Origin of the sequence: Parabacteroides sp. AF27-14 (assembly GCF_003635425.1) — a bacterium.
Lineage (GTDB): Bacteria > Bacteroidota > Bacteroidia > Bacteroidales > Tannerellaceae > Parabacteroides > Parabacteroides distasonis.
In genome coordinates this window covers 81,948-107,056 of sequence record NZ_QTLZ01000004.1, presented here as the reverse complement: position 1 = coordinate 107,056, position 25,109 = coordinate 81,948, and the positions used below count along the sequence as shown (strand labels likewise).

Here is a 25,109-nt window from a genome sequence, read left to right as displayed (position 1 = left end):
TTCAGCTGGATTTCTAACCTCTATTAACGATATTCATTAATATACAAAGTCTTTCCTACGAATAAACGCCACCGTACGATGTATTTCCGTGTACATGATAATATCCTCATCGATAAATGGCACCTCTTTCCGGTAATCCTTCAAGAACTTCTCTAATACCGGAGAAGTCCTAGCCGGACGACGGAACTCGATTCCTTGTGCCGCATTCATCAACTCGATCGCCAAGATATGATCCAAATTGTCCATGATCTTAAACAACTTCGTCGCCGCATTCGCTCCCATACTCACATGATCCTCTTGCCCATTACTGGACACGATAGAATCGCTGCTCGCCGCATAGCAATACATCTTATTCTGGCTTACCATACTGGCAGCCGCATATTGAGGGATCATGAAACCGGAGTTCAGGCCGGGATTAGCGACCAAGAACTCAGGCAATCCCCGCAAACCCATGATCAATTGAGCGACACGACGTTCCGATATATTTCCTAACTCAGCCAAGGCAATCGCCAAGAAATCATAAGAAATCGCCAAGGGCTGACCGTGGAAATTACCGCCGGAAATAATCTTATCCTCCTCCGGGAAGATCGTCGGATTATCCGTCACGGAATTTACTTCGGTAAGCAGGACATTCGCCACATAATTGATAGCGTCCTTCGTAGCCCCATGCACTTGAGGGATACAACGGAATGAATACGGGTCCTGAACATGTTCCTTTTTCCGGGCGATAAACTCACTTCCCTCCAATAGCCGTCGAAAAGCGGCCCCGGTCTCGATTTGTCCGGGATGCGGACGCATCTGCTGGATACAATCCATGAAAGGATCGATACGCCCATCGAAAGCCTCCAAAGATAAAGCGGCGATCAGATCCGCTTTCTTGGACAGGCTAAACGCACGCATCAAGGCGAATACGCCATTGGCGCTCATAAATTGCGTACCGTTCAATAAAGCTAACCCCTCCTTGCTTTTCAGCTTCACAGGCTTCCAAGCGAACTCGTCCAATACGCTGATCGCTTCCCGTTTGCGGCCCTTATAATAAACGTCACCCACGCCGATCAGAGGCAGGAACAAATTCGCCAGAGGCGCCAAATCACCGGAAGCACCTAAAGAGCCACGATCATACACGATCGGAAGCACGTCATTATTGAAAAAATCCAGAATACGTTGTACGGTGATCACCTGTACGCCACTATGCCCCAACGAAAGGGCATGCGCTTTCAATAACATCATCAAACGGACGATCACCGGACTTACCTCATCCCCTACGCTACAGGCATGACTTTTCACCAAGTTCTCTTGCAAGGTGCTCAATTCGTCCGGAGAGATATTCTTATTACATAAGGAACCGAAACCGGTAGTAATCCCATACAAAGGCCCCTCCTGCTGCTCGATTTTATGATCCAAGTAATCCCGGCAACGCTGGATGCGCTCCTTCACCTCGAGTGAAAGCTCCAACTTCATATTTTGAGTAAGTATCCGTTCGACTCCCTCAAAAGAGAGAGGCTCGGAACCCACATAATAGACATTGCTCATATGCTATAATTTAGTCTTCACCCAATCCAATAACTTTTGCTCTACACGGATAGCGTTCGCCTCCAGTTCATCCGCTTTCTTCCGCATCTTTCCGACGAACACCTCGTCTTGGATGGACGTTAAGTTAATTCGGACATTCAATAAAGCCCCCAATACACAAGTACGGGCAGCCATCATCGCCACGCAAGCATCCGTGACGGCATTCTGATTACCTTTGTGAGCCACATAGATAATCGTCTCCATTACGGAACCGATCTCCTCCGCCACCCTCATCGGAACAATAGCCGCCTCTTTAGTAGCGCTCTGTATCGCATTCGTACGGATCACCTGTTCGTCAGGCGTTTCTTTCGGCAACTTAAAAGCTGAGAATACACGATCATAAGCCTCGCTGTCCTTATCAATATATTCAGTAAGACGCTCACGGATCAAAGCCGCCTCGATAGCGATCGTTTTCATTTGTCCTTCCACTTCCGCATATTTCTTTTTGCCAACAGTCAGATGGGCCACCATCTCTGTCAAAGCTGCCGCTATAGCGCCATTCAAGGCAGATATACTTCCACCACCGGGAACGGGAGCACTACCCGCCGTTTCCGCCAAAAAATCTTTAATTGTCAAGTCTGCTAACATAGTATTTTGATTTAAATGATTCAACAATTCTTATCTTACATCATATAAAGTTCCCCGTCCTTAATTACGGTATCCACGAGATTCATTCCCACATGATAAGGTAGAAACTTATAAGACGGGTATTTCAGCAAGATCACGTCCGCACGTTTTCCCACGCTGATACTTCCAATCTCGGAGGCACGTCCCACAGCTGCGGCTCCATTAATGGTCAATGCCGTTACCGCTTCTTCAGGGGTCATCTTCATATAGATACAGGCCAAGGCTATCATCATCGGGATCGAGGCAGAGAAACAACTTCCCGGATTTAGATCGGAAGCTAAAGCCACCGCACAACCGGCATCTATCATTTTCCGGGCAGGCGCATACGGCTCATTCAAGGAAAAGGCAGTCAGCGGAAGTAAGGTAGCTACGACACCCGCTCTTGCCAGACGTTTGATGCCTGTATCCGATATATGTAATAAATGATCAGCACTTACACACTTCAAGGAGGCCGCCAGTTCCGCCCCTCCGAAAGGAACGATCTCATCCGCATGCATCTTCAATTTAAAACGATGATGACGGGCGGCACGAAGCAAGCGCTCACTCTGTTCTAACGAGAAAACGCCTTTCTCACAAAACACATCACAAAACGTAACCGTATGTTCGGCTCGTATGGCAGGAAGAACTTCCTCGATCATATAATCCACATAATCGTCCGTACGACCGGCAAATTCAGGAGGAACAGCATGAGCTCCCAAAAAGGTCGATACGACATCCATCGGATGAGACTCATTCAGGTCCGACATGACACGAAGCTGAACTAATTCTGTTTGCAAATCCAAACCATAACCACTTTTCCCCTCCACCGTGGTAACACCCATGGAGAATAACTCATCCAAACGTTCTTCCCCTCTGTCCCATAGTGTATCGAAATCACTTTCACGGGTAGCTTTCATCGTATTCACGATACCTCCACCACGCTCCATGATCGACATATAACTATCTCCCCGCAATCGCCAAGAGAACTCCTCCTCCCGGTAACCGCCAAAGATAAAATGCGTATGGCTATCAACAAATCCGGGTAACACCGCTTGGTTCTCCGCCCGAATCTCCAAATAATCCTCCGCATGGATGTTTCGAAGTACCTCCTCCGTAGGTCCTACATGCGTAATAACCCCATCAGACATCGCTACGGCTCCATCCTCGATAACGCCTAAATCAGACATCTCCGCTCCCCGTCGTGCCTTATCCCCATGACAAGTGACGATCTGGGCAGCATTCCTGATTAATATCTTGCTATTCTCCATACGCTATTCCATAATACGAGCTTCCAACACCTGATTCATTGAGAAATCCTCCAATCCCAAATAGTAAGAGGCCGTATCGATCAACGCCTCCATAGGAACCAAGCCGATAATCTCACTCCCCACCACCGGAACACCATATCTGCGAGCTTCGATACGAACTAACTCGAAGGCCCGGTACAAGGCCGTACGGGTATAATCGGTCATATTAATAGAGACCTGTACGATACCACGTTCCTTCAACTCAACCCCCATCGCTTTACAATAGCGTAAACCTCCGCCGATGAAACGGATTTTCTTCGCTATATCCGTAGCGATCTGCAATTGATTCGTTCCTAAGTTCACATTATAGGCGACCAAAGGCATGCGGGCACCTATGGCAACCGTACCGGCTGTCGGATGTCTTTCGGCCGGACCAAAATCAGGTTTCCACTCCGGTTGATGGATTTTCTCTGCCATCCCCTCAAACTCTCCTTTACGGATCGCCGCCAGATTCTCCCGGTAAGGGGCGGAAGCCGATTTCTCATATAAGAAGACCGGCACGGCATAACGAGCGCCCACTTCCTCCCCTACTTCCTTAGACAAGGCGATCGCCTCTTCCATCGTACATCCGCGAATCGGTATAAAAGGAACAACATCTACGGCCCCCATTCGAGGATGTTGACCGCTATGCTTGTTTAAATCGATCAGCTCAACGGCAACTCCAATGGCCTCCAATACGGCTTGTTTTAAAGCGACTGGCTCCCCTACCACGGTAACAACCAAGCGATTGTGATCCTCATCATTACTATAGTCCAACAGTTTAACACCCGTCTTAGCCCGGAAAGGCGCTACGATCTTATCTATCTTCTCCAGATCCCGTCCTTCACTGAAGTTAGGGACACATTCCATAATCTTATTCCAAGTACTCATACCTTTTTATTTAATGATGTTTGTACGATTTCATGAATAAACGCCCTCTCCGGGATATACGGGAGGGTAATATGATACTGTTCGCCACGGTTCTCATTGAAAGTAGCGCTCGTACGCATCGCATTCGGGTTACGAGCCCATGAGCGACGGGCGACACCCCCCATCACGTCCCATATCATAGCAGAGCGAAGTATCTCGTCCACCCGCTCACTACCATCGAGAACCATACCGAAACCTCCGTTTATCGCCTTACCGATACCAACCCCTCCACCATTATGAAGAGCGACCAAGCTCATACCCCGGGCGGCATTTCCAGCGAAGCACTGCACCGCCATATCAGCCATCACATTGCTTCCGTCCCGTATATTAGAGGTCTCACGGAATGGAGAATCCGTACCGCTCACGTCATGATGGTCTCGTCCCAACATAATCGGGCCTACCTCCCCATCACGTACCATTCGGTTAAACTCAAGGGCGATCTTCAAGCGCCCCTCAGCGTCTTGATATAAGATCCGGGCTTGCGTACCCACCACCAAACGGTTCTTCTCCGCGTCACGTATCCAATTATAATTATCCATATCCTGCCCTCTTCGAGTCGGATCGATACACGCCATAGCCGCATGATCCGTGCGAATCAAATCTTCCGGCTTACCGCTTAAACATACCCAGCGGAAAGGGCCATACCCATAATCAAATAATTCCGGCCCCATGATATCTTCCACATAAGAAGGCCATATAAAACCATCTTTCTCGTCCACACCGTTACGGGAAATCTCATGTACACCGGCATCATAGATCGCTTTCATGAAGGAGTTCCCATAGTCAAAGAAATAGGTACCCCGGGCAACCAGACGCTTGATCACCTCGAAATGTCGCTTCAACGTTTTATCGACCAAAGCACAAAAGTCTTCCCGGTGATGAGCCAATAATTCCGTACGTTCCTCAAACGTCACGCCTGCCGGACAATAACCACCTTCATAGACCGCATGACACGAGGTCTGGTCACTCAAAAGGTCGATGGAAAGCCCCTGTTTATCGGCATATTCCAATAAATCCACGATATTGCCATGAAAAGCGATAGAGATCGGTTCTTTCTTACGAATCGCCTCATCGGCTAAGGAGAAAGCTTTCCCCATATCATCCGTCACATGCTGGACCCATCCTTGGCATCGGCGTGTCTCGATACGGGAAGCGTCTACCTCGGCGATTATACTGGCAGCACCGGCAATCACGGCGGCTTTAGGTTGAGCGCCACTCATTCCTCCTAAACCGGAAGATACAAACAGATAGCCTCGCAAATCCTTATCTTGTGGAATCCCTAATTTCTTACGTCCGGCATTCAACAAGGTATTAAACGTACCGTGTACGATACCTTGCGGGCCGATATACATCCAACCTCCGGCCGTCATCTGTCCATAATTAGCGACTCCCATCTGGGCGGCGACATGCCAATCCTTTTGGTTATCGAACATTCCCACCATCATGGAGTTCGTGATAATCACCCGTGGGGCATCCGGCTTGGAATGAAACAATCCCAGAGGATGCCCGGATTCGATCACCAAGGTCTGCTCCTCGGTCAGCTCCTCCAAATACTTCTTAATCAAACGATATTGCATCCAATTCTGGCAGACCTGCCCAGTCTCGCCATACGTAACCAACTCGTAAGGGTACAAAGCGATATCAAAGCAAAGGTTATTATCGATCATTACTTGAAAGGCCTTTCCCTCGATACATTTACCTTTATATTCAGAGATAGGCTTCGCTTTCAGGTCTCCCTGCGGACGGTAGCGATAACCATAGATCCGTCCCCGGGTCAATAATTCCTCCATGAACTCAGGAGCTAGCTTCTCATGTAATTCAACAGGGATGTAACGAAGCGCGTTCATCAATGCCGTTTCTGTTTGAGCGGGCGTAAGCGAATAGCCGCGATCGGGAGCACGGCGAATACCGGAAACGAAGGAAGGATATTCCGGCAAATAGTTATCAAGATGTATTTCCATAACGTGAATGATTTAGTAGGTGCTTACAATCTGCAAGGAATTTCACGGATTCAGCGCCGACAAGTTAGCGATTATCCAAATCCCAGCCAATTATCATTCCATGTTTAGAAGCATAAAAAAGCCCCCGTCTCTCTCATCCACCCTAAGGGAAAGAAAGACGGGGGCATAATTATAATTGTTCAGTAGTAGAAGTTGTTTCGTAAATACAATAGTCCGTTAGTTTTCACAAAAGAAATCAAAAATAAGTTTTGACAGCAAATTCAAATTGTTCTATGAATATCTTCTTGAAAGCGGCAATGTTATTCTGTTCATAGAATATCAGCATAGCTTTTTTGTAGTCTATGGAATCAACCGTTCTGAATGAGATTGGGCAATAACCATTGGCTATCAGTATGGCATTGCTTGTGATACGGGCAGTACGTTTGTTTCCATCCGAAAATACCTGAATATAAGAAAGGAGAACCAGTGCAAGTAATGACTTCTCAAAGATATTGTCTTTGCCATTGATAAGTTTACAGGAATCTTCCAATGCCTCACGAATCTGGAACTCGTTATCAAGGGGACGATAGTTCGTACCTGTGATACCCACACGTCGGCATCGTATGTTTCTTTCCACACCTAAGTCCTTGGTCAGTAAAGAATGGATGTCCTCTATGCGGTGGACGGATATTTCCTTAAGATAGTCGGGCACATTGAGAACAAAATCAAGCGCATCCTTGTGATTGAGCAGCATGATAGCTTCTTCCCTTGTCTTACCAGTAGCTTCCTGTCTTTCTTTCAGCAGGCGCTCCGTTTCTAGCAGGGAATAAGTATTGCCCTCGATTTGTGAAGATTTCCACGACAGGTCAACTCCCAGTCTTTCCATCTCCTTTTTGTAATCTGTTTCAGAAAGTTCTTCAAGGTGGGTTCTGAAAATAGACTGAGCTTTATCCAAACGTTTACATTCCTCTTCTGTGAAAAGTGAAACCTTTGGCAGAATCTGTTTTATGAGTTCGAAATTGAAATTTTCCTGCACAGTACGATCATCCATTTCATTCTTGAAATAGGTATCAATATCCAAAGGCATCGTTACCTGAGCTTGTGGAGTAAGCGAGTATTTGGTAGCAGGTCCTTTTCCATACACTTCTATAAGACCTTTGCTGACAGCATCAGCCAAGAGTCTTTTCATGGTGCTGTCGCTTGGTGCATTTACCAGCATGGAAGCTATCGCTCCTCTATTTGATAGCGGATGATAGTGCAATACCTGTAGGATTTCTGTTTCGATAGTCATAACATTCCTTTCACTAAATCGGCTCAAAAGTACTAATTTTCCTTGAACTATCGGCTCAAATTGAGCCGATATTCGTATCTTTACCGCAATATTTGAGCCGATTTGCAATATTTTCCCAATACCCAATGCGTAGGAACACGATCCTAGCTCTCTCACACATGGTCATAAACTCCGCTCTCGAATAGAGTAAGACTTTGGGACGAAGGAAAAGTTCAGCTAAAGAACACAAAAAGGGTACATCAAAAAATGACACACCCTCCTCGTAACAAAAATAAAATCTTTATGATTAGCCTTTACTTAGGCCTACGCATTGAAACGAATTTAGCTCATGAAAGTTGTTAAAATCAACGCTCAATCAAGCCCCTTATACCTCCAACGATATACTCAATATCCCGATCCGTTACATACGGACCGGAAGGCAAGCACAACCCGACCTTAAACAAAGATTCGCTCACCCCATTCACGTAAGCCGGACAATCCTTATAGACAGGTTGCTTATGCATCGGTTTCCACAAAGGACGGGATTCTATACCCATCGCGTCAAGTCCCACACGCATCGCCTCGACATTGGCATTCGGCTCGCAATCCGTATGTGCGTTCACCGCTGCGTGAGTCACACCGCCCGCACCACCAACAGCACCTTGTACCGTTGCTTGATAAACATTCTCCTGCCCTTTCACCCTCAATAAAGGATCCAAGACAATCGTATTCAACCAATAGTTACTATCAAAACGACCGGAAGGATTCTCATGCAAGGTGATCCCTCTCACATCCTTCAACAGTTCCCGGTATAAATCACACGTATGCTTATGATGAGCCACATGAGCATCAACCACCGTCATCTGACCACGCCCGATACCCGCACAAATATTCGACATCCGATAATTATACCCGATCCGCTCATGCTGGTAATACGGATAAGCCTCCCGAGCCTGCGTAGCGTAGAACATGATCTCCCGCTTAGCCTCCTCATCCGGACAAATCAACGCACCATCACCACTGGTCGTAATCATCTTATTCCCAATTCTATAAATTTTGTTCGCAGCGAAGATATATCTTTCAATTAATAGCCATTTTTGACTGCTTACATAATTAAATCTACGTTAAACTGTTTCAATTATTTAGGAAGGCAACATAGAAGGTTCTCGATAATGTACTCAACGTCTTCCTCAGTCATCTTTGTGTTCAGAGGAAGTGTAATCTCGTTCTCAAAGAATTTGTATGCATTAGGATAATCCTTGATATCAAGGCCCTTTGCTTTATATGCGGTCATCATCGGGAGTGGCTTATAGTGTACGTTGGTTGCGATACCACGCTCTGCCATCTGCTCAATGATGCTGTTGCATTGCTCACGTGTTTTACCAGGAAGACGAGTGATGTAAAGATGACCACTACCAGCCCAATCTGCACCATAATGCTTCAAGCCTACAATGCCATATGGAGCCAGAGCTTCGTCATAACGCTCAATGTACTTCTTACGCTTAGCCAACATCTCAGGATAACGCTCGAACTGGATAAGCCCCAGAGCAGCCATAATGTCAGTCATGTTGCACTTGTACCAAGGGCCAATGATATCATACTCCCAGGCACCCAACTTTGTCTTAGCCAACGCATCCTTATTCTGACCATGGAGCGAGAAGAGCTGTGATAGACGATAGATGAATTCATTCCAAGTCTCACCCTCTATGAAAGGTACAGGACTTCCGCAATACACTTGCTGGCGTTCCACCTTCTCGTTTCCGAAAGGCAGGTTCCATGTCATTGCGCCACCCTCTGCAGTAGTGAAGTTCTTAACAGCATGGAAAGAGAATGAAGAGAAGTCCGCAATCTCACCAGCCATCTTACCATGGCGAGAGGCACCAAATGAGTGGGCACAGTCGTTAGAAACCACGATACGTCCCATCTTAGCCTGAATGTCATTAGCAGGACGATAGAGCGCCTTGATCTCTAGGCGGTTCACCACTTCAAAAATCTTCTCTACATTAGCGCATATACCAGCCAAGTCAACAGGTACAATTACCTTCGTACGCTCAGTGATTGCTGCAGCCAGCTTCTCGTAGTCCATCTCAAAATCCTGATGATCGTTACCATCATTCTCTGCATAAGCCGCCGGACGGATATCCACCATCTTTATGGTAGCACCCACATGATCAACCACCGAAGCAGATGCTGTATAGGTATATGCAGGCATAATCACCTCGTCACCAGGACCAACGCCCATCACATGGAGCACCATCTCCATGGCAGCCGTAGCCGAGTTCAAACATACAGTTTTCTCCGTATGAACATATTCCGAAATTATCTTCTCCAACTTCTTTGTACGAGGGCCAGTAGTTATCCAACCACTAAGGATTGCGTCACGAACCTCGTGGGCTTCAGCCTCCGTCATATCTGGGGGTGAAAAGGGAATTTTCCTTCTTTTCAAATCAGTACTCATTATACTTGTTTTTAAAAATTAATCTCGTATTTATCTCTCAGTAATAATCTCTTTAAATGTTTGGAAAATAAGTTTGATATCATACCAGAATGACGCATTCTGCACATATTCCAAATACAGCTTTATCTTCTCCTGCATAATCACGTTGATATAATAGTCCTCAGGATCTTTTGCTTTTTCCATCAACTCATTCTCATTGCGGAATTTAATTGAGGCAGGGTCGGTGATACCAGGACGAACATCCAAAACATGCATCTGTTCCTCTGTCCAGTAGTTTACATAGTGACGAACCTCTGGACGAGGACCGACAAGACTCATCTCACCAAGAAACACATTAATCAATTGAGGGAACTCGTCCAACTTATATTTTCGTATAAAATATCCAGAACGAGTAATTCGAGGGTCTCGACCTCCAATAGTTACCAAAGAGCCCTTATCTGAACCTACACGCATCGAACGAAACTTAAAAATACGGAAATCATTATTATTTCGTCCTACACGAACCTGACGATAGAACACAGATCCCTCGGAATCCAACTTAATCCAGATTGCCATAATGAGGAATATGGGACTTAATACCAGTAAACCGCAGCCACTGGCAAAAACATCAAATAGCCGTTTCATATATACGTTTGATTATTCAAAAAAAAGAGATGCTTTTCGGTTAATATTAAGGTCATCATTGTACAAAGTAAACGCTATCCAGTTCTAATATACAACAGTTGGAAGAGAACCTGTCATTGTGACTATAGCTTCATTATCAAGCGTCCACTTACTCCTAACTATGAATGTACTCAATGAATGTAAGTATTGGAGTTGAATACACTATTGACTATTTTGTCAACTTGTATCACTTATATCGTACCGTTATCAACGTGAATATTCTGACCAGTGATACTCTCTGCCTTCTCGCTTACAAGGAAAGCAACAGTTTCTGCAACTGAACGGATACTAGTAGCTGCCTTGAGTGACGTACGGGCATAAATCTTGCCTCTTTGTTCCTCTGTAAGAGTAGAGCTCATAGCGGTTGCCATGAAGCCAGGAACTACGACATTTGAGCGGATGCCGAGGGATCCCCACTCGCGAGCAGTATCCTTTGAGAATGCTTCGAGTGCACCCTTAGAAGAGGCATACATTGCCAATCCCTTGTAGCCTGTGTGAACAGAGATAGAAGAGATATGTACAATAGATCCCTTCACCTTGTGAAGAATCATGTTGCGAATAACATTCTTGGTCATCATCATTGGAGTGAAGACATTCACGTTGTACATAGCCTGAAGTCGCTCCAAATTGAGGTTGGTCACAATGTCATCGTATGCAACAGCTGCATTATTTACATAACCGTCAATCTGTACCTTGTTGCTACAAAAGTCTTTGAAGACATTATGGCGTACGTTTTCACAATCAGCAAGGTCAACACTCTTGAAGAAGACGTGATCAGGGCACTCTGCTTCCAGAGCCTTGAATTCATCGGTATAGCTACGAGCAATACCATATACGTTGTTGCCTTGTTCGAGTAGGACACGACAAATTTCGAGACCTACGCCACGAGAGCAACCTGTAACAATAATATTTTTACTCATGATCGTTTGAGTTTACCGGTTCTTGTTAATTCGAATTGTTCTACAAACTTAATTCTGCGTGGAATCTTGAAATCCTGCAGCTGTGAGGTAAGCGCCTTCTTAATATCAACATTGGTGAGTTCAGAACTATCTTCCAACTGGATGTCAGCACAAAGCACGCTACCGAGGACTGAATTTGCCCTACCATAGACAAGCACTTGCTTCACGCCATCGATTGCTCGAAGGACATTCTCCACTTCTCCTGGATTGACCTTGTAGCCTCCCACATTGATGAGCTCGTTCTTGCGACTCTTGAAGCGGAACAGTCCTTGCTCCTTGTCTACCCACTCGATGAGATCACCAGAGTGATAGTAATTACCCTCGAACTTGAAACTGTCGGAACGTCCAAGAAGTGACTTATGGATAAGCAGCTCGTCATCAACAACTGTAAACTTATCGCGAATCTTCTTTGGTATCTGGAAGCAATCGCCCTTGGCTGCGAACAACGATCCTGCCTCGGTTGAGGCATACACGTTATTAATCTTTGCCGTTGGAAAGATCTTCATAATGGAGTCATACAGATGCTGTTCAGACTTCTCGCCACCCAAAGTGACACGAATCACGCTCTCGTATGCATGCTCGAAAGGGAGGAGCAAACGATAGAATGTAGGAGTAGCTGACACATGAGTAATCTGATACTTGCCAATCAGCTCGTAAACATCAGCCCTCTGCTTGTTGAACACGTTGATGAGGGTATTCTGGTTCTCGAATGCTTGAAAGAACACCTGTAGACCTGCCATGTGAGTAGGGTTGTAGGCATACGCCCACACCTGGCCCTTGTACTTATCGCCAAGACGAACGCTACGAGTCAAGGTGTCAACGGTATGCACCACCTTCTTAGGCTGACCAGTAGTTCCTGAGGTGAAGATGGTGATCTCTGATGAAGACTGCTGAAGCGAAGCCACCACATCGTCCATCGAAGCAAATGATTTCTGCTCGATAACTTTTGTCTGGTTCACCTCATTCTCGTCCACACCATCAATCTCCGAAGGATTCAAGTCCGAATCCAATAGAACCAGAGGTCTATTTGCAGTCAGAGCACGGATTAGGTTAACGAAATAGACGTATACATCCCTTGTCTTGAGCAAAGGACAATATTCTATCGCATGATTAAGCGAGCAGAACAAGTCCTCGTATGTATAAGTCTTATCGTTATCTACAAGAAATACTGCCATTGCATTTAGCTAAGTTTTGCATAAATCTCACCAACAGTATTAACGAGACCATCCTCGAAGATGTCAATATCGAACTCATCCTCGATGCGAACGGTAAGTTCTGCGAGATCGAATGAAGTAAGGCCTAGATCGTCACGGAGCTTATCACCCTCGTTGAGGGTTACAACAGCTTCCATATTCTTAGAAGCACGAATATCATTAATAACTTCTAATACTTTAGTCTGCATAATGTTTTATTTATTAATTGGTTCATAGAATTTTGTTTCAGAAAGGTCAGCAGCGACACTACCCCAAGACAGCCCCACACCAAAACCACACATAATGGTCTTTTTGAGGTCATATTGTTTCTGACTGCAAACATCACTCAGCAGAAATGGTATGGTAGCAGGTCCAGTATTGCCATAGTCCTTGCAGTTGGCAGGGGCCACTTCAGCAGCAACTTTTAGTTTTTTACGAACATAGTTTACCATAAATTCATTTGCCTGATGAAGGGCATAGAATCCTACATCTTCCTTTACCCAATCCATGTACTCAATTAGTGAGTTCACATTTTTATGTACCTCGGTTATTGCAAAATTAAAAATGGCCATACCATCCATGAAAAGGTCATTCATAGTACGGCCATTCTTGTCCTCATCCCACTTTAGAACGCTTGTTTCCTCAGAAACTGGCAAACGGAAACCTCCAGCAGGAACTATCAAACGATCAGCTCCACTTCCATCACTTTGAATATGGAAGCCCATAGAAGTATTTCCTACGGTTACAAGGCTCGCGGTACCGCAATCACCGAACACCATTCGAAGTGATTTATCATTAGGATTCATCATGCGTGATGTCGTATCACCAGCCAATACGAGTACATTCTTGCAAGCACCGGTAGTTATCCAAGAAGCAGCCTGAAATAAACCATAAATAAAGCCAGAGCAACCATAATGAATGTCAATACAAACAGTGTCCTTTGACAAACCTAAACGGTCTTGAAGTGCAATAGACGTTGAAGGCAGAATCCAATCGCACGTCTGGCTAACGAACACAAGTCCGTCAATCTCATCCTTATTGATTCCATCCTTTTCCATTAACGCTTCAGCTGCCTTCTGGCACATGTCAGAAGAACACATGTCTTTGTCAGCAATGCGAGCACGTTCTACACCTGTTGCCTTCATAATGTTGGCTACCTCCGTATCACCATACTCTGCACCAAGAGAAACCATTTCTAGAATATTCTTTGGCAACCATGAAGCCACGGCCTTAACCTGAACATTGTTAAGAATTACTTTCATAATTATTCATGATTATTGAAGGGTAAAACCACCATCTATCACAAGATTTGTGCCTGTAGTGAACGAAGAAGCGTCACTTAGAAAATAGATAATGGCATGTGCTACCTCTTCTGGTTTGCCAAATCGCTTTAAAGGGTATTTCTTCATTTCTTCAGAAAGTTGCTCCTCTGAAATAGTTCCTGTATCCCAAATATGTGTATTTATTATACCTGGACATACCGCATTTACTCTAATATTTTTACTTGCAAGATCCAATGCAGCATTCTTAACAAAACCACACACGGCAGCCTTAGATGTAGAATACATAACGTTGCCAACTCCTGCAATAACAGGTCCAGAAATAGACGAAGTAAATACAACAGATCCATTCTTTTCTAGTTTTTTCTTTTTCAATAATTGCTGCATCAAAAGAATTGGAGCCAAAGTATTGACAGACATTATCTGCTCCATTTTATCACGAGTGATAAAATGAGTCGGTAGTATGATGGAAAGTCCCGCATTATTGACAAGTCCATCAATTGATGGGCATTTCTCAACAATTGTTGAAATATCAACATCACATGATAAATCAGCCACAATCATTAAATGACCATTTCCCATCAATAAATCATAGGTCTGCTGTAATTTGGCCTCATTACGACCAGTCAATACAACCTTGGCACCCATCTTAGAACACTCAATGGCTGTAGCTTTTCCTATACCAGAGGAGGCTCCTGTCACCAAAATAGTTTTACCCTCAAGTGAAAAAGGATTATACATACAGTTCACTTCTTTGAAGATATTAGTTCAAAGAGTTCCTGGATAGTGTTGGTCTTGCGCATTTCGTCAGCCCTAAGCTGTACCTCATACTCATCATCCACCATTGCCATCACGCTAAGAGCAACCATGGATGACCATCCATCTAATTCTCGGAAGTTTGTTTCAGCACTAATTGTTGAAGCATCAAGATCGTCAAACTGATCTGCAAAATTCACAATAAAATCTTTCATTGATGCAATTTTTAAATGTTAATCGTAATTTTATTATATAAATCTGAATTTTATCTTTGTTAAATCATATACCATCTCTGTTCTTTCTCTGCCGTCAGGGAGTGTAAATGTAGAAACAACCTTAGCTCCATTAATCTTATGAAATTTAAAGATCTGCTTATTAATTGTATCTACTTCAATAAATAAATCTTTCACTCCCAATGTTTTCATAATCGACATGAACATGTCATTCATAGAAATTGCGGCTTCAGGATCTTTTCTATTTGGCAACCATCCCCAATATTCACCTCGGGCACCTTTAGAAGAGACATAATGATTATTTGATTCACCTTTAGTTGATTTGAATCTATCAATTGCTGCCTTAATTAATTTCGGGTTTGATATTGCAGAGGTAAATAATGGCCACAGAAATGAAAATTTGTTATCACGCATTGATTTCATCTGCTTACTTGCATCTAGTGAACCGCTGCTAAAACCTACTATCAGTCCGTTCTCATCTTCTGCACAAACTATAACTTCGTTTGGATCATTAAGCATTACCTTATAATATTGCTTAAGGAAAGAATAATTTACCTGCGCAAAAAAACCTTGGTCATATTTATCTCTGATGTGCAAGTGAACATAAGCAATTTGCTTTGCATCACTTGGCTTAGCTAATCTAAATCGAATATTTGCCATATATCAAAATATTTTACCAATAACAACCACCCTCTACCGCAAAAGCATTCTTAGGTCTATCTTTGGCATCAGGATAAACGAAATACTCATTGATATAAGGCTTAAATTCATCATTCTCTTCATATCGCTTGCAAGTTATTCCAAATAGAAACTGAAGCACACCTCCCATGTGAACAGCCTTTTTGCCCATACGTTTGATATGAGCAGCCAGCGGAAGGGCGTATGCGCCACATCCTAGCAGAGCAATATCAAAATCCTTCTTGTCAATTTCGCTTTTCATCCAGTCAAGTGCATCGAACCAAGTGTCAAAGCCAACAGGATTGCCTGCAATTGACTGCACAGCCTTAATGGTCTGCAATGAAGTAAACTCAGGCAACACCTCGCTGTTCTTGAATAGTTTCTTCTTTTTGTTTTTGTACTGACTCTCGATGGTCTCAGAAAAAGGATGCACTACAAGAATCTTTTTCCCTTTTAGAGAATAGGTCCAAGGATGTTGCTGGGAAAAAAACGAATCCAAAGTTGACTTATGGACATATTTTTTATGATTAAACCAATTACTAAAAAATAGTTCTTCGATTCGCCACCTTACGAACAAGTCTATATCTTTGCAATCTTCTTTATAAAGAAGATAAAACTGTTTAAGTGTTCTCATTGAAACTGGGAAAAAACCGGCATTCATTCTCATATTTCTCTTTGATCTTGACAATAATGGAAAACTCAAAGGAAAATATCGGATTAAAAATAATGCTTGAAACTCAACACTTCCTATTCTTGATATCATGCTTGGATTCTCAGATTCGAGCAGCCGAGATATTTCTCTGATATCAGTCTCTAAATCATGTTTTCTGGGTCCTAAGAATTCATGAATACGATCTGCAAATTCAAATGTTCTATACTTCACAATATTAAATTTTAATCCATGTAGGCAAATACAAATCAGAATATTCCAACGTATTATGCCATTTATGTGGGCATATAATAAAACAATTTTTACGCTGGTTCAAGTATGCACCCCACCAAGAGAATGAACTGTTTGCCAATATGTTGCATCTAGCGATGGACAGGAGTTGCATATCGCGATAACTATCGGCACCTCGGTTGTGTGCAATAAAATGAACCTTTGCATCACCAAACTCATTCCTCATATTTTCCATACACCATTTCTGGTCATTTGAGAAAATAAAGAACTCTGGGCTAGTAATCAAGTTATAGGCCTCACGTATTGCATTACGATAATAATCAAGTGTGCATATACCTCCAAAAGAGGAAGATCCGACATAATCACCACGACGAATGTGTACAGTCACAGAGTTATCTTGTTTGAGAAGAGGTTCCAATTCCAAATTCTCCTTTGTATCGAATGGACGAAAAGTAAACTCTTTAAGAATCCTATCACGATATTTATCAAAGTAGAGTGGAGTCATCCAGTAACCATCAAAATAGCAGTCATCTATTACAGACAAAGCCTCTGGTATAAACACATACGGCTGCTGATCTGTCACAAACTCTGTCTTTCGCTTTGGAAATATGCGACGAACAGCTCGAGCAAGAACTTGATTAGGAATATAGAACGAAACCTTCATCAAATCCTTCGGTCTGGCAGGTTCTAAAGTCGCATTCGGGAATACCTTGTCTATCTCATAACCATTATGATAAAAGTTATTGCCATGATAAACCTTAATGAAAGCATTTTTATAATGTTGAGTATCAATAAAAACCTCCTCATTGGGATATTTCGCCTTCAACGCTACAGCAAAAGCATACTGAAACATCTGGTTACCTAGACCTCCTATGATATTTACGATTTTCATATACTAATCTTCAAAAATTTTTAATCTTGCAAAGGCTTCATCTAGTATCATTTCTACATCATATTCCCTTGCTGTAAGAATTGCATTTTTCCTTAATTTTTTGCGCAAATCAATATCTGAAATAAGTCTATTCATTGCGGTAGATAATGCTACTGCATCCTTAGGGGGAATAAGCAATCCATTATAACCATCAACAAGGACTTCACCATTAGCATGGAAGTCTGACGCAATAACTGGCACACCAGCTATGAATGCATCTAACAATGTTCCAGGAAAACCTTCACCCTTGAAATATGTAGGGAATAGTAAAACATCATACTCGGATAGTTGTTTATAACCATCTTCTACACTCACATCAAGAAAGCCTTTATAATTAATATTTAGGTAATAAAAATCCTTAAAATAGCCTTCATCATATGGAGGCACTAAAGTTCCGTAAATATCTAAACAAATGTTTTTATTACCTAAAGACTTAAATGCTTGGATTATTTCTTCGATTCCTTTTTGTATTAATACTCTTGAAAAATACACAAAACGTATTTTCTCAAAAATAGCTTTATCAATTGTTGGTTTAAATATTACTGGTTTAAAATTCGGAACCATTGCACAGTTAGTAATTGATAATTCCTCTAGGTCACGTTTCAAATAATTACATTGAACTACTACTTTAGTAAACACATCATATACTCTTCGGTTTTTAAGAGATACGTTTTTGAGATCTATTGCCAAATCTCCTCCTGCAACCCAATAGAAAATTCTCCGTTTTAGATGAGTTAAATTTAGTATTTTTGCTATATAATAAGCACCTCTAGTTGATATTGACAGAATGATTGGCTCACTTCTTTTAGTTCTTACAATATATATTAGAGACATAATTAACGACAATACGGATTTTTTTTTCCAAGTATCAAAGACTCTACAGTCAACATTTTTAGAGAGTATATATCTCAAAAAATGCTGATTCTTTGTTTGCACACCACCACCTGTACTTGGGCTATTTAATTGAATACTTCCTATAAAAGTTAATCTATTCATACTTTTTTCCACCTTAATTTGTTGACAAAGTAAATCCAATTTGCTTTGCAGGAACACCTGCTACTATTACATTATTAGGGATATCCTTATTTACAACAGATCCAGCCCCAATAACAACATTGTCGCCAATTGTTATAGGTCCCAAGATTATTGCTCCGACAGAAATATAAACATTGTTTCCTACATTGATACTACATTTAGAGCCAAAATTCATAGCATTACGTTTTCCAAATAAAACATTAGGAAGAACTGTGCAATTTTCTCCAATATGAATCCAACTATCACAACGAAGAAAACCTAGATGTACAATCATGACACCTGGCCCAAAAGTATTAGGAGCAACAAACATATTTGATTTTATTCTGCTGTGATTGTATCTATATTTCCAATACAACAGAAATACCCTCTCCAATAGAGTACGTTTTTCTAAATTTAGGTAAAATTCATAATGCCTCAATACACGAAAAAATTCATATATATAATAATTTTCATATCCTCCCAATCTTTTTATCATACGCTTATAAAAAGTCTGGGAACCAAACCCTAGATTATCTCGCTTTAAATATTCTTGCAGATCTTTTCTTGTAAATATCATAAACGTGATGTTTAGTTCTGCTTATTAGGGGGTTATCGCAAGAACCCCCGATAATTGATCTTTATATTAGATAATCGAGAATATATGTAGGCTGATGGAATAAACATATAATACATATACCTAAAGAAATTCACAGACTGTGATCTCACCAATGAGAAAAAAATGCATCCCATAATTGCGAACATAAATCGATTAAATCTTTCATTATTAGTTAAAATAAAACGATTCCATATTGACAATCCTAAACCTATCACCAATCCATTATATACAAACCCTAAAAAGCCACAAAAGATATAACCTTCAGCAAAAGGATGAAAAGCCCATCCCTGAGAGGCGCTTACTTGAGAACTAGGAAAAAGAGAATCTGCAATCAAAAAATATAACCAATCACCTCCCAATAATGGAAATGTTTTTATAATCTGAGAATTAATAACCATTAATGGATCAATAATATTTTTGCCAATAACACCAACCAAATTATACGCTGGCGCTGTATAATCTTGTTTAAGTAAAATTTCTTCCAATGTCCCCTCATTAACACCTCCTCTTAACGAATAAGTAAAACTCGCTAAATATAGAAACGTAATAGCGATAAAAGACAAAACAAAAACTTGTTTAATCCTTATCTTACGTCCATATATCCATAAAAGTACAAGTCCCAATACAACTGCAAGGATATCAGAACGAGATCCTGATAGAATATTATAGATAGTATAAAGTAGAATATTATATGCAGTAAAAACTTGCATATACCATTTTTTCTGTTCCATAGCAACCATTGGGAATATCACGAAAGCAGGCAACCACTTAAACATTTGGTCAATTATAGTCATCAAAATATTCTCGTTTCCCATCGATCCATTTTCCACTAAGGATTGGTAAGAAATTTTCACCATATTGGTAACTAATAAATATGAACTTAAAAAACTAAACACAAGAACAAAAAAATAAACTATTGATTTTGAATTTCTCCTCCTATAATATACAACATTATAGACCTTATGAATTTTGGATGTATGATTTAGGACTATAAATAACGTAATCAATGAAAAGTTAACAAACCAATACAATTCACACCAAACATCTTTTCCCCAGTATGCATCATATAGATATGGAAAAAATCTATAAGTAATTTCTGTCGGTAATAAATACAAATAAAGAACCATACAAAAAATGGCATAAAATCTATTCCTATTCCATAACTTCAATATACATGATACCCATACAAAAACTTGAAAACACAACAATATTATATCCATATTAATATCATCCATAGGATTAAAAGTTTAGCAATTAATCGAATTCCAATATATATAATTAACTAAGCAAAAACATTGTACATTATCATCAACACAAGCCATTCATCACTAACAATTACAATTAGATAATCATAGCCAAACACCAATAAAATATCATCAAAAAACTTTCAAAAAAGTTTACTTTTTATCACATGTGCAATTTTTTCATTGACAGACAAAATCATTTCATTAACTAAAATCTTGCATAAAAGCAAATCTGCTAAAACTGTATACAAGACTCCACTTATCAGTAAACAAACTATATTATTCAAATAATAATTGAGAATATTTTTATAAAAGAGATACAAGAATATTGCAATTAAAATTAATAAAACAATTTGACTAAGCAACTTTACTATATCTTTAAACCAAAACACTTTTGCTAATGAATTTATATAAAATAGAGAAATCAAAGCAAACAATCCCATAGATATAGTCTCAACAAATCCAACAAAGATATAATTTACTTGTGTTGAAAATATAATCGAAGAAAAAAAGAAAATAAATGTTACTAACCCACTAAAAACCGCAAATATTTTTTGCTTATTTAATGAATAAAAAACATTCCTCGTCAAATTCATTATTGCAATCAGCACTCCATTCACAAGATATATAGGAAGAACTGAAGATAATCCAATAACAGCTTCATTATCAAATTCCCCTCTTAAAAAAAGAACACTTATTATTGGGCAAGCAAATACGGATGCAAAAACAGCAACAAATGTTGAAAAAACAACGACGGCTTCTATTTGTTTCCAAAAATTAATAAATCCTTGGTTAACTATTTCCTTATTCTTTGAAGAAAGAGACCTAGCAAGATCAGGGAAAGAAACGGTTGACAACCCCATACTTGCAGCAACAGAAAGAAAACCGCAAAAACTATGAGAATAACCTAAAAGCGAAACGCCACCTTCATAATCTAGTTGTCCGGCCCACAAATATGCAATTGAAGCAAACGAATGGAATGGAAAAAAAGATATAATTATTAGTATAATATTTTGGACAACTACAAAAGAGTCCATTTTGGTATACGATTGGGATTTCTTGAATAAATTACCATAATATCGATTTACTATATAAGAAATAAAGGCTGAAAATAGCATACCAAAAGCAATAGAATTTACTCCTATAACCTGATGAAGAATAAGCACAAATAATATAATAAAAATGTATACTAGTAACTGAGATAAAGATACAATTAAAAAATTTTTGAAATAATTTTGAACAGAAGAAAGAAAACCATTAACGATTGACATGTATGCATTAATCCACAATAAAAAAGCCAACAATAAAGAAAGATTATAATATGTTTTTTCTATGGGACCAACAATGTAATCCATATTAAAATATGTAATTACAAAGCCAACAACAGCTATAAGCAATGCTATTTTTGATACACACTCTTTTATAGTCCAAATATAAGAATCTAACTCAACTGAATCTATTCGAGCAAAAATAGGGAAAAACAAAGATGAAAAAACAGCACCAGACGCACCTGTTATAATCGCAGGAATGGAGAGCAACGAAAAATAAATATCCATCTCTTTCCCTGAGCCAAAGAAATAGGCATACAACAATTGGCAAACAAAGCCTAATATACCACAAACAATAAAAATAAGACTAATAACGAATGTTTTTTTCATACATTTACATATGTCAACCTTCAGAACATCGTATTACAAATTCCTAAATCCGACAGAAACAATGAAATTTTACTTTGAAAGAAATGTTCCGATACTAAACAGTAACATGCATATCATAAAGATCCAATATTGAGGAGTACTTTCAAGAGTCTCCCTTTTATTCATTACGCATGAAAAAAATCTTTGGAATTCTTCTTTTTCTGTAAATAAATTCTATCGCTTATGATATAACTTCATCATATCTAGGAATGGCAAAGTTCTGATTGATATTATTGTCTTCGAACATGAAGTTCTATGGCTTCTCGATGATTATGGCAAAATATCTTACTGTCTAACACCACAAGTGCCTGGTATCTACCTCCACCGAAACCATGCATTTTCCACGCAAACACGTCATATCCTTGCCTTCTATGACAGAACAACCCTCCTTTTAAGGAGCTATTTGAAGCCGTTGGTGGTATGAACCACATACAAATGTACTACCTATACAACGACTTTCCAAATTGGAATATTACTTTACGATACCTTTTTCAAGATACTCAGCAAGGTTCATCTTGCGAACACCTTCAGCAGCATGATCAGCAGCGACTTTAGCCATATCATGCTTAACCATGAGCTCGACGAGTTGCTCGAAGGTGGTGGTCATAGGATTCCAACCAAGTTCATTCTTAGCCTTGGTTGGATCGCCCCAGAGATTCACCACATCGGTAGGACGATAGAAATCTTCAGATACGGCTACAACGACCTTGCCTACAAGAAATTCAGGGCCAGATATTACAATACCTTTCTCATTAATGCCTTCACCTTCCCAACTAAGTTCTATACCAGCGTGATGGAAAGCGAGAGTAGCAAACTCACGAACAGTATGCTGTACACCTGTAGCAATAACGAAATCTTCTGGCTTATCGTGCTGGAGGATAAGCCACATACACTCAACATAATCCTTGGCATACCCCCAGTCGCGAAGGGAGTCTAGATTGCCAAGGTAGAGGCAATCCTGCTTACCCTGGGTAATGTGTGCAGCAGCGAGAGTTATCTTGCGGGTTACGAATGTCTCGCCTCTACGCTCAGACTCGTGGTTGAAGAGGATGCCTGAGCAACAGAACATATCATATGCCTCACGATACTCCTTCACAATCCAGAAGCCATAGAGTTTAGCGACAGCATATGGTGAATATGGGTGAAATGGGGTATTCTCGTTCTGGGGAACCTCCTCTACCTTACCATAGAGCTCAGAAGTTGATGCCTGATAAATCTTACAGCTCTTCTCAAGGTGATTGGTACGGACAGCCTCCAGTATGCGAAGAACACCTGTTGCATCTACCTCTGCAGTAAACTCAGGAGCATCGAAAGACACTTGAACGTGAGACTGAGCAGCCAAGTTATAAATCTCTGTCGGCTGCACCTTGTCCACAAGCTTCACAAGCGACATAGAGTCGGTGAGGTCAGCATAATGCAGGTGGAAATTTGGAGTTCCTTCGAGGTGCGCGATACGCTCACGGAAATCTACTGATGAGCGGCGGATGATACCATGGACCTCATAGCCCTTGGCCAAAAGAAATTCAGAGAGGTAGCTACCGTCCTGTCCAGTAACACCTGTGATAAGTGCAATATTCTTTGACATAATTGTATTTTTTGCGTTATTGAATTGTTTTCAACTTATGCTCTCCTCGTACCATTCGAAAAGCTTCTGAACACCATCTTCAATATCAACCTTATGTGTCCATCCAAGAAAATGAAGCTTGCTGACATCTATGAGCTTACGCATAGTACCATCAGGTTTAGCGGTATCAAACTCAACTGTTCCGGTGAAACCTACTGCCTTGACTACAAGTTCTGAAAGCTCGCAAATGGTGATTTCCTTCCCTGTACCCACATTGATGTGACAGTTGCGGATCTCGCCAAGGCTTGGGATTGCGCCACCACGACCAGTTGAGTGGTTGCGATCAACTACACCATCCGCTTTGTTGCCGTAATGGACTGATGAGTATTTCTCGATACCAATGATGTCGGAGAAGTTAACGTTGAGAAGAACGTGAACTGATGCGTCTGCCATATCCTCACTCCAGAGGAACTCACGAAGAGGCTTACCTGTGCCCCAGAGGTTCACCTTGTTGTGCTCTATACCATAGAAGGAAAGGACTTTGAGAATCTCAGCTTCTGAACTGTTGCCATCAATGACATAACGATTTTCCTTGATATTTGCTCCTACAGGACGAATATTGAGGTCTTTGCGAATAGCTTCCCAATTACCATCGTTGATGAGCTTTGCGAGATAAACCTTACGCATCATGGCTGGCATAACGTGCGAATTCTCCAGATGAAAATTGTCATTAGGACCATAGAGGTTGGTAGGCATTACGGCAATATAGTTGGTACCGTACTGGAGATTGTACGACTCGCACATCTTGAGACCAGCAATCTTGGCAATGGCGTATTCCTCGTTGGTGTATTCCAATTCACTAGTGAGGAGGCAGTCCTCCTTCATGGGCTGAAGCGCATTCTTAGGATAGATACAGGTAGAGCCAAGGAAGAGGAGTTTCTTCACATCATGAGCATATGCCTCGGAAATAACGTTGCACTGGATCTTCATATTCATCATCAGAAAGTCAGCACGATAAAGACTGTTGGCCATGATGCCACCTACAAAGGCAGCTGCTAGTACTACAGCATCAGGCTGCTCCTCATCGAAAAACTTTTTTACAGCATACTGATCTGTGAGATCAAGATCCTTGTGAGTGCGACCTACGAGATTGGTGTAGCCTCTCCGCAAGAGGTTGTTCCAAATTGCGGAACCTACGAGGCCCCTATGGCCTGCAACATATATTTTGCTTGATTTATCTAACATATGATTAATTTGAAAATAAAAAAGCGTGTTTCACTCTGAATTATTTTTATTGTGCGGAATAATCATTGAACCC

23 protein-coding genes and 1 pseudogene are annotated in these 25,109 nt (G+C 41.1%); all 24 read right to left on the bottom strand.

The features are described 5' to 3' along the window. Positions 1–36 precede the first annotated feature (36 nt). Positions 37–1,533 (bottom strand): histidine ammonia-lyase, encoded by a 1,497-nt coding sequence (gene hutH, locus DWY79_RS05890; protein WP_005867816.1) that lies wholly within the window; start codon positions 1,531–1,533, stop codon positions 37–39. A 3-nt stretch (positions 1,534–1,536) separates the two neighbouring features. Continuing rightward, the gene (locus tag DWY79_RS05885; RefSeq protein WP_005867815.1) at positions 1,537–2,160 is read right to left on the bottom strand and encodes a cyclodeaminase/cyclohydrolase family protein; all 624 of its coding nucleotides are present in this window, start codon (positions 2,158–2,160) and stop codon (positions 1,537–1,539) included. Positions 2,161–2,195: 35 nt separating this feature from the next. Continuing rightward, complete coding sequence (hutI, locus tag DWY79_RS05880) at positions 2,196–3,446, bottom strand: imidazolonepropionase (protein WP_005859151.1); 1,251 nt, start codon at positions 3,444–3,446, stop codon at positions 2,196–2,198. A gap of 3 nt (positions 3,447–3,449) precedes the next feature. Further along, a complete protein-coding gene (gene ftcD / locus DWY79_RS05875; RefSeq protein ID WP_036611367.1) occupies positions 3,450–4,355 on the bottom strand; it encodes a glutamate formimidoyltransferase in 906 nt (301 codons plus the stop codon). Beyond that, complete coding sequence (locus tag DWY79_RS05870) at positions 4,352–6,355, bottom strand: urocanate hydratase (RefSeq protein WP_122369012.1); 2,004 nt, start codon at positions 6,353–6,355, stop codon at positions 4,352–4,354. The genes ftcD and DWY79_RS05870 overlap by 4 nt, the downstream gene beginning before the upstream one ends. Before the next feature lie 235 nt (positions 6,356–6,590). Next, the gene (locus DWY79_RS05865; RefSeq protein ID WP_122369011.1) at positions 6,591–7,625 is read right to left on the bottom strand and encodes a Fic family protein; all 1,035 of its coding nucleotides are present in this window, start codon (positions 7,623–7,625) and stop codon (positions 6,591–6,593) included. A gap of 344 nt (positions 7,626–7,969) precedes the next feature. Beyond that, positions 7,970–8,647: pseudogene (locus DWY79_RS05860) on the bottom strand (DegT/DnrJ/EryC1/StrS family aminotransferase); the annotation flags it as partial. Positions 8,648–8,742: 95 nt separating this feature from the next. Then, entirely contained in the window at positions 8,743–10,062 is a 1,320-nt protein-coding gene (locus DWY79_RS05855) for a DegT/DnrJ/EryC1/StrS aminotransferase family protein (protein ID WP_005867804.1), read from the bottom strand. Positions 10,063–10,092: 30 nt separating this feature from the next. Further along, positions 10,093–10,686, bottom strand: coding sequence for a sugar transferase (locus tag DWY79_RS05850; RefSeq protein WP_005867802.1), 594 nt, complete (start codon positions 10,684–10,686; stop codon positions 10,093–10,095). Positions 10,687–10,916: 230 nt separating this feature from the next. Next, positions 10,917–11,645 (bottom strand): SDR family NAD(P)-dependent oxidoreductase, encoded by a 729-nt coding sequence (locus tag DWY79_RS05845; RefSeq protein WP_005867801.1) that lies wholly within the window; start codon positions 11,643–11,645, stop codon positions 10,917–10,919. Beyond that, the gene (locus DWY79_RS05840) at positions 11,642–12,859 is read right to left on the bottom strand and encodes a fatty acid--CoA ligase family protein (RefSeq protein WP_122369010.1); all 1,218 of its coding nucleotides are present in this window, start codon (positions 12,857–12,859) and stop codon (positions 11,642–11,644) included. The genes DWY79_RS05845 and DWY79_RS05840 overlap by 4 nt, the downstream gene beginning before the upstream one ends. A 5-nt stretch (positions 12,860–12,864) precedes the next feature. Further along, on the bottom strand, positions 12,865–13,086 hold the full coding sequence (locus DWY79_RS05835) for an acyl carrier protein (RefSeq protein ID WP_005867797.1): 222 nt from the start codon (positions 13,084–13,086) through the stop codon (positions 12,865–12,867). 6 nt (positions 13,087–13,092) lie between these two features. Continuing rightward, entirely contained in the window at positions 13,093–14,139 is a 1,047-nt protein-coding gene (locus DWY79_RS05830) for a 3-oxoacyl-ACP synthase III family protein (RefSeq protein WP_005867795.1), read from the bottom strand. A gap of 12 nt (positions 14,140–14,151) precedes the next feature. Continuing rightward, positions 14,152–14,898 (bottom strand): SDR family NAD(P)-dependent oxidoreductase, encoded by a 747-nt coding sequence (locus tag DWY79_RS05825; protein WP_005867794.1) that lies wholly within the window; start codon positions 14,896–14,898, stop codon positions 14,152–14,154. 5 nt (positions 14,899–14,903) lie between these two features. Further along, positions 14,904–15,128, bottom strand: coding sequence for an acyl carrier protein (locus tag DWY79_RS05820; protein WP_005867792.1), 225 nt, complete (start codon positions 15,126–15,128; stop codon positions 14,904–14,906). Positions 15,129–15,161: 33 nt separating this feature from the next. After that, positions 15,162–15,806, bottom strand: a complete 645-nt coding sequence (locus DWY79_RS05815; RefSeq protein WP_122369009.1) for a hypothetical protein — start codon at positions 15,804–15,806, stop codon at positions 15,162–15,164. A gap of 13 nt (positions 15,807–15,819) precedes the next feature. Beyond that, complete coding sequence (locus DWY79_RS05810; RefSeq protein WP_233554130.1) at positions 15,820–16,707, bottom strand: hypothetical protein; 888 nt, start codon at positions 16,705–16,707, stop codon at positions 15,820–15,822. A gap of 4 nt (positions 16,708–16,711) precedes the next feature. Continuing rightward, complete coding sequence (locus DWY79_RS05805; protein WP_005867692.1) at positions 16,712–17,617, bottom strand: alpha-1,2-fucosyltransferase; 906 nt, start codon at positions 17,615–17,617, stop codon at positions 16,712–16,714. A 3-nt stretch (positions 17,618–17,620) separates the two neighbouring features. Further along, positions 17,621–18,652: a glycosyltransferase gene (locus DWY79_RS05800; RefSeq protein WP_122369007.1), complete on the bottom strand. Its 1,032-nt coding sequence runs from the start codon at positions 18,650–18,652 to the stop codon at positions 17,621–17,623. 13 nt (positions 18,653–18,665) lie between these two features. Continuing rightward, a complete protein-coding gene (locus DWY79_RS05795; RefSeq protein ID WP_122369006.1) occupies positions 18,666–19,247 on the bottom strand; it encodes a maltose acetyltransferase in 582 nt (193 codons plus the stop codon). Positions 19,248–19,279: 32 nt separating this feature from the next. After that, positions 19,280–20,143 carry a hypothetical protein gene (locus DWY79_RS05790; RefSeq protein ID WP_233554131.1) on the bottom strand — a complete coding sequence of 288 codons (864 nt, stop codon included), beginning with the start codon at positions 20,141–20,143 and terminating at the stop codon, positions 19,280–19,282. 530 nt (positions 20,144–20,673) lie between these two features. Then, complete coding sequence (locus tag DWY79_RS05785) at positions 20,674–22,188, bottom strand: lipid II flippase MurJ (protein ID WP_122369004.1); 1,515 nt, start codon at positions 22,186–22,188, stop codon at positions 20,674–20,676. 511 nt (positions 22,189–22,699) lie between these two features. Then, entirely contained in the window at positions 22,700–23,812 is a 1,113-nt protein-coding gene (gmd, locus tag DWY79_RS05780) for a GDP-mannose 4,6-dehydratase (protein ID WP_005867685.1), read from the bottom strand. A 30-nt stretch (positions 23,813–23,842) separates the two neighbouring features. Further along, positions 23,843–25,036 (bottom strand): GDP-L-fucose synthase, encoded by a 1,194-nt coding sequence (locus tag DWY79_RS05775; protein WP_005867684.1) that lies wholly within the window; start codon positions 25,034–25,036, stop codon positions 23,843–23,845. Between the last annotated feature and the right edge of the window lie 73 nt (positions 25,037–25,109).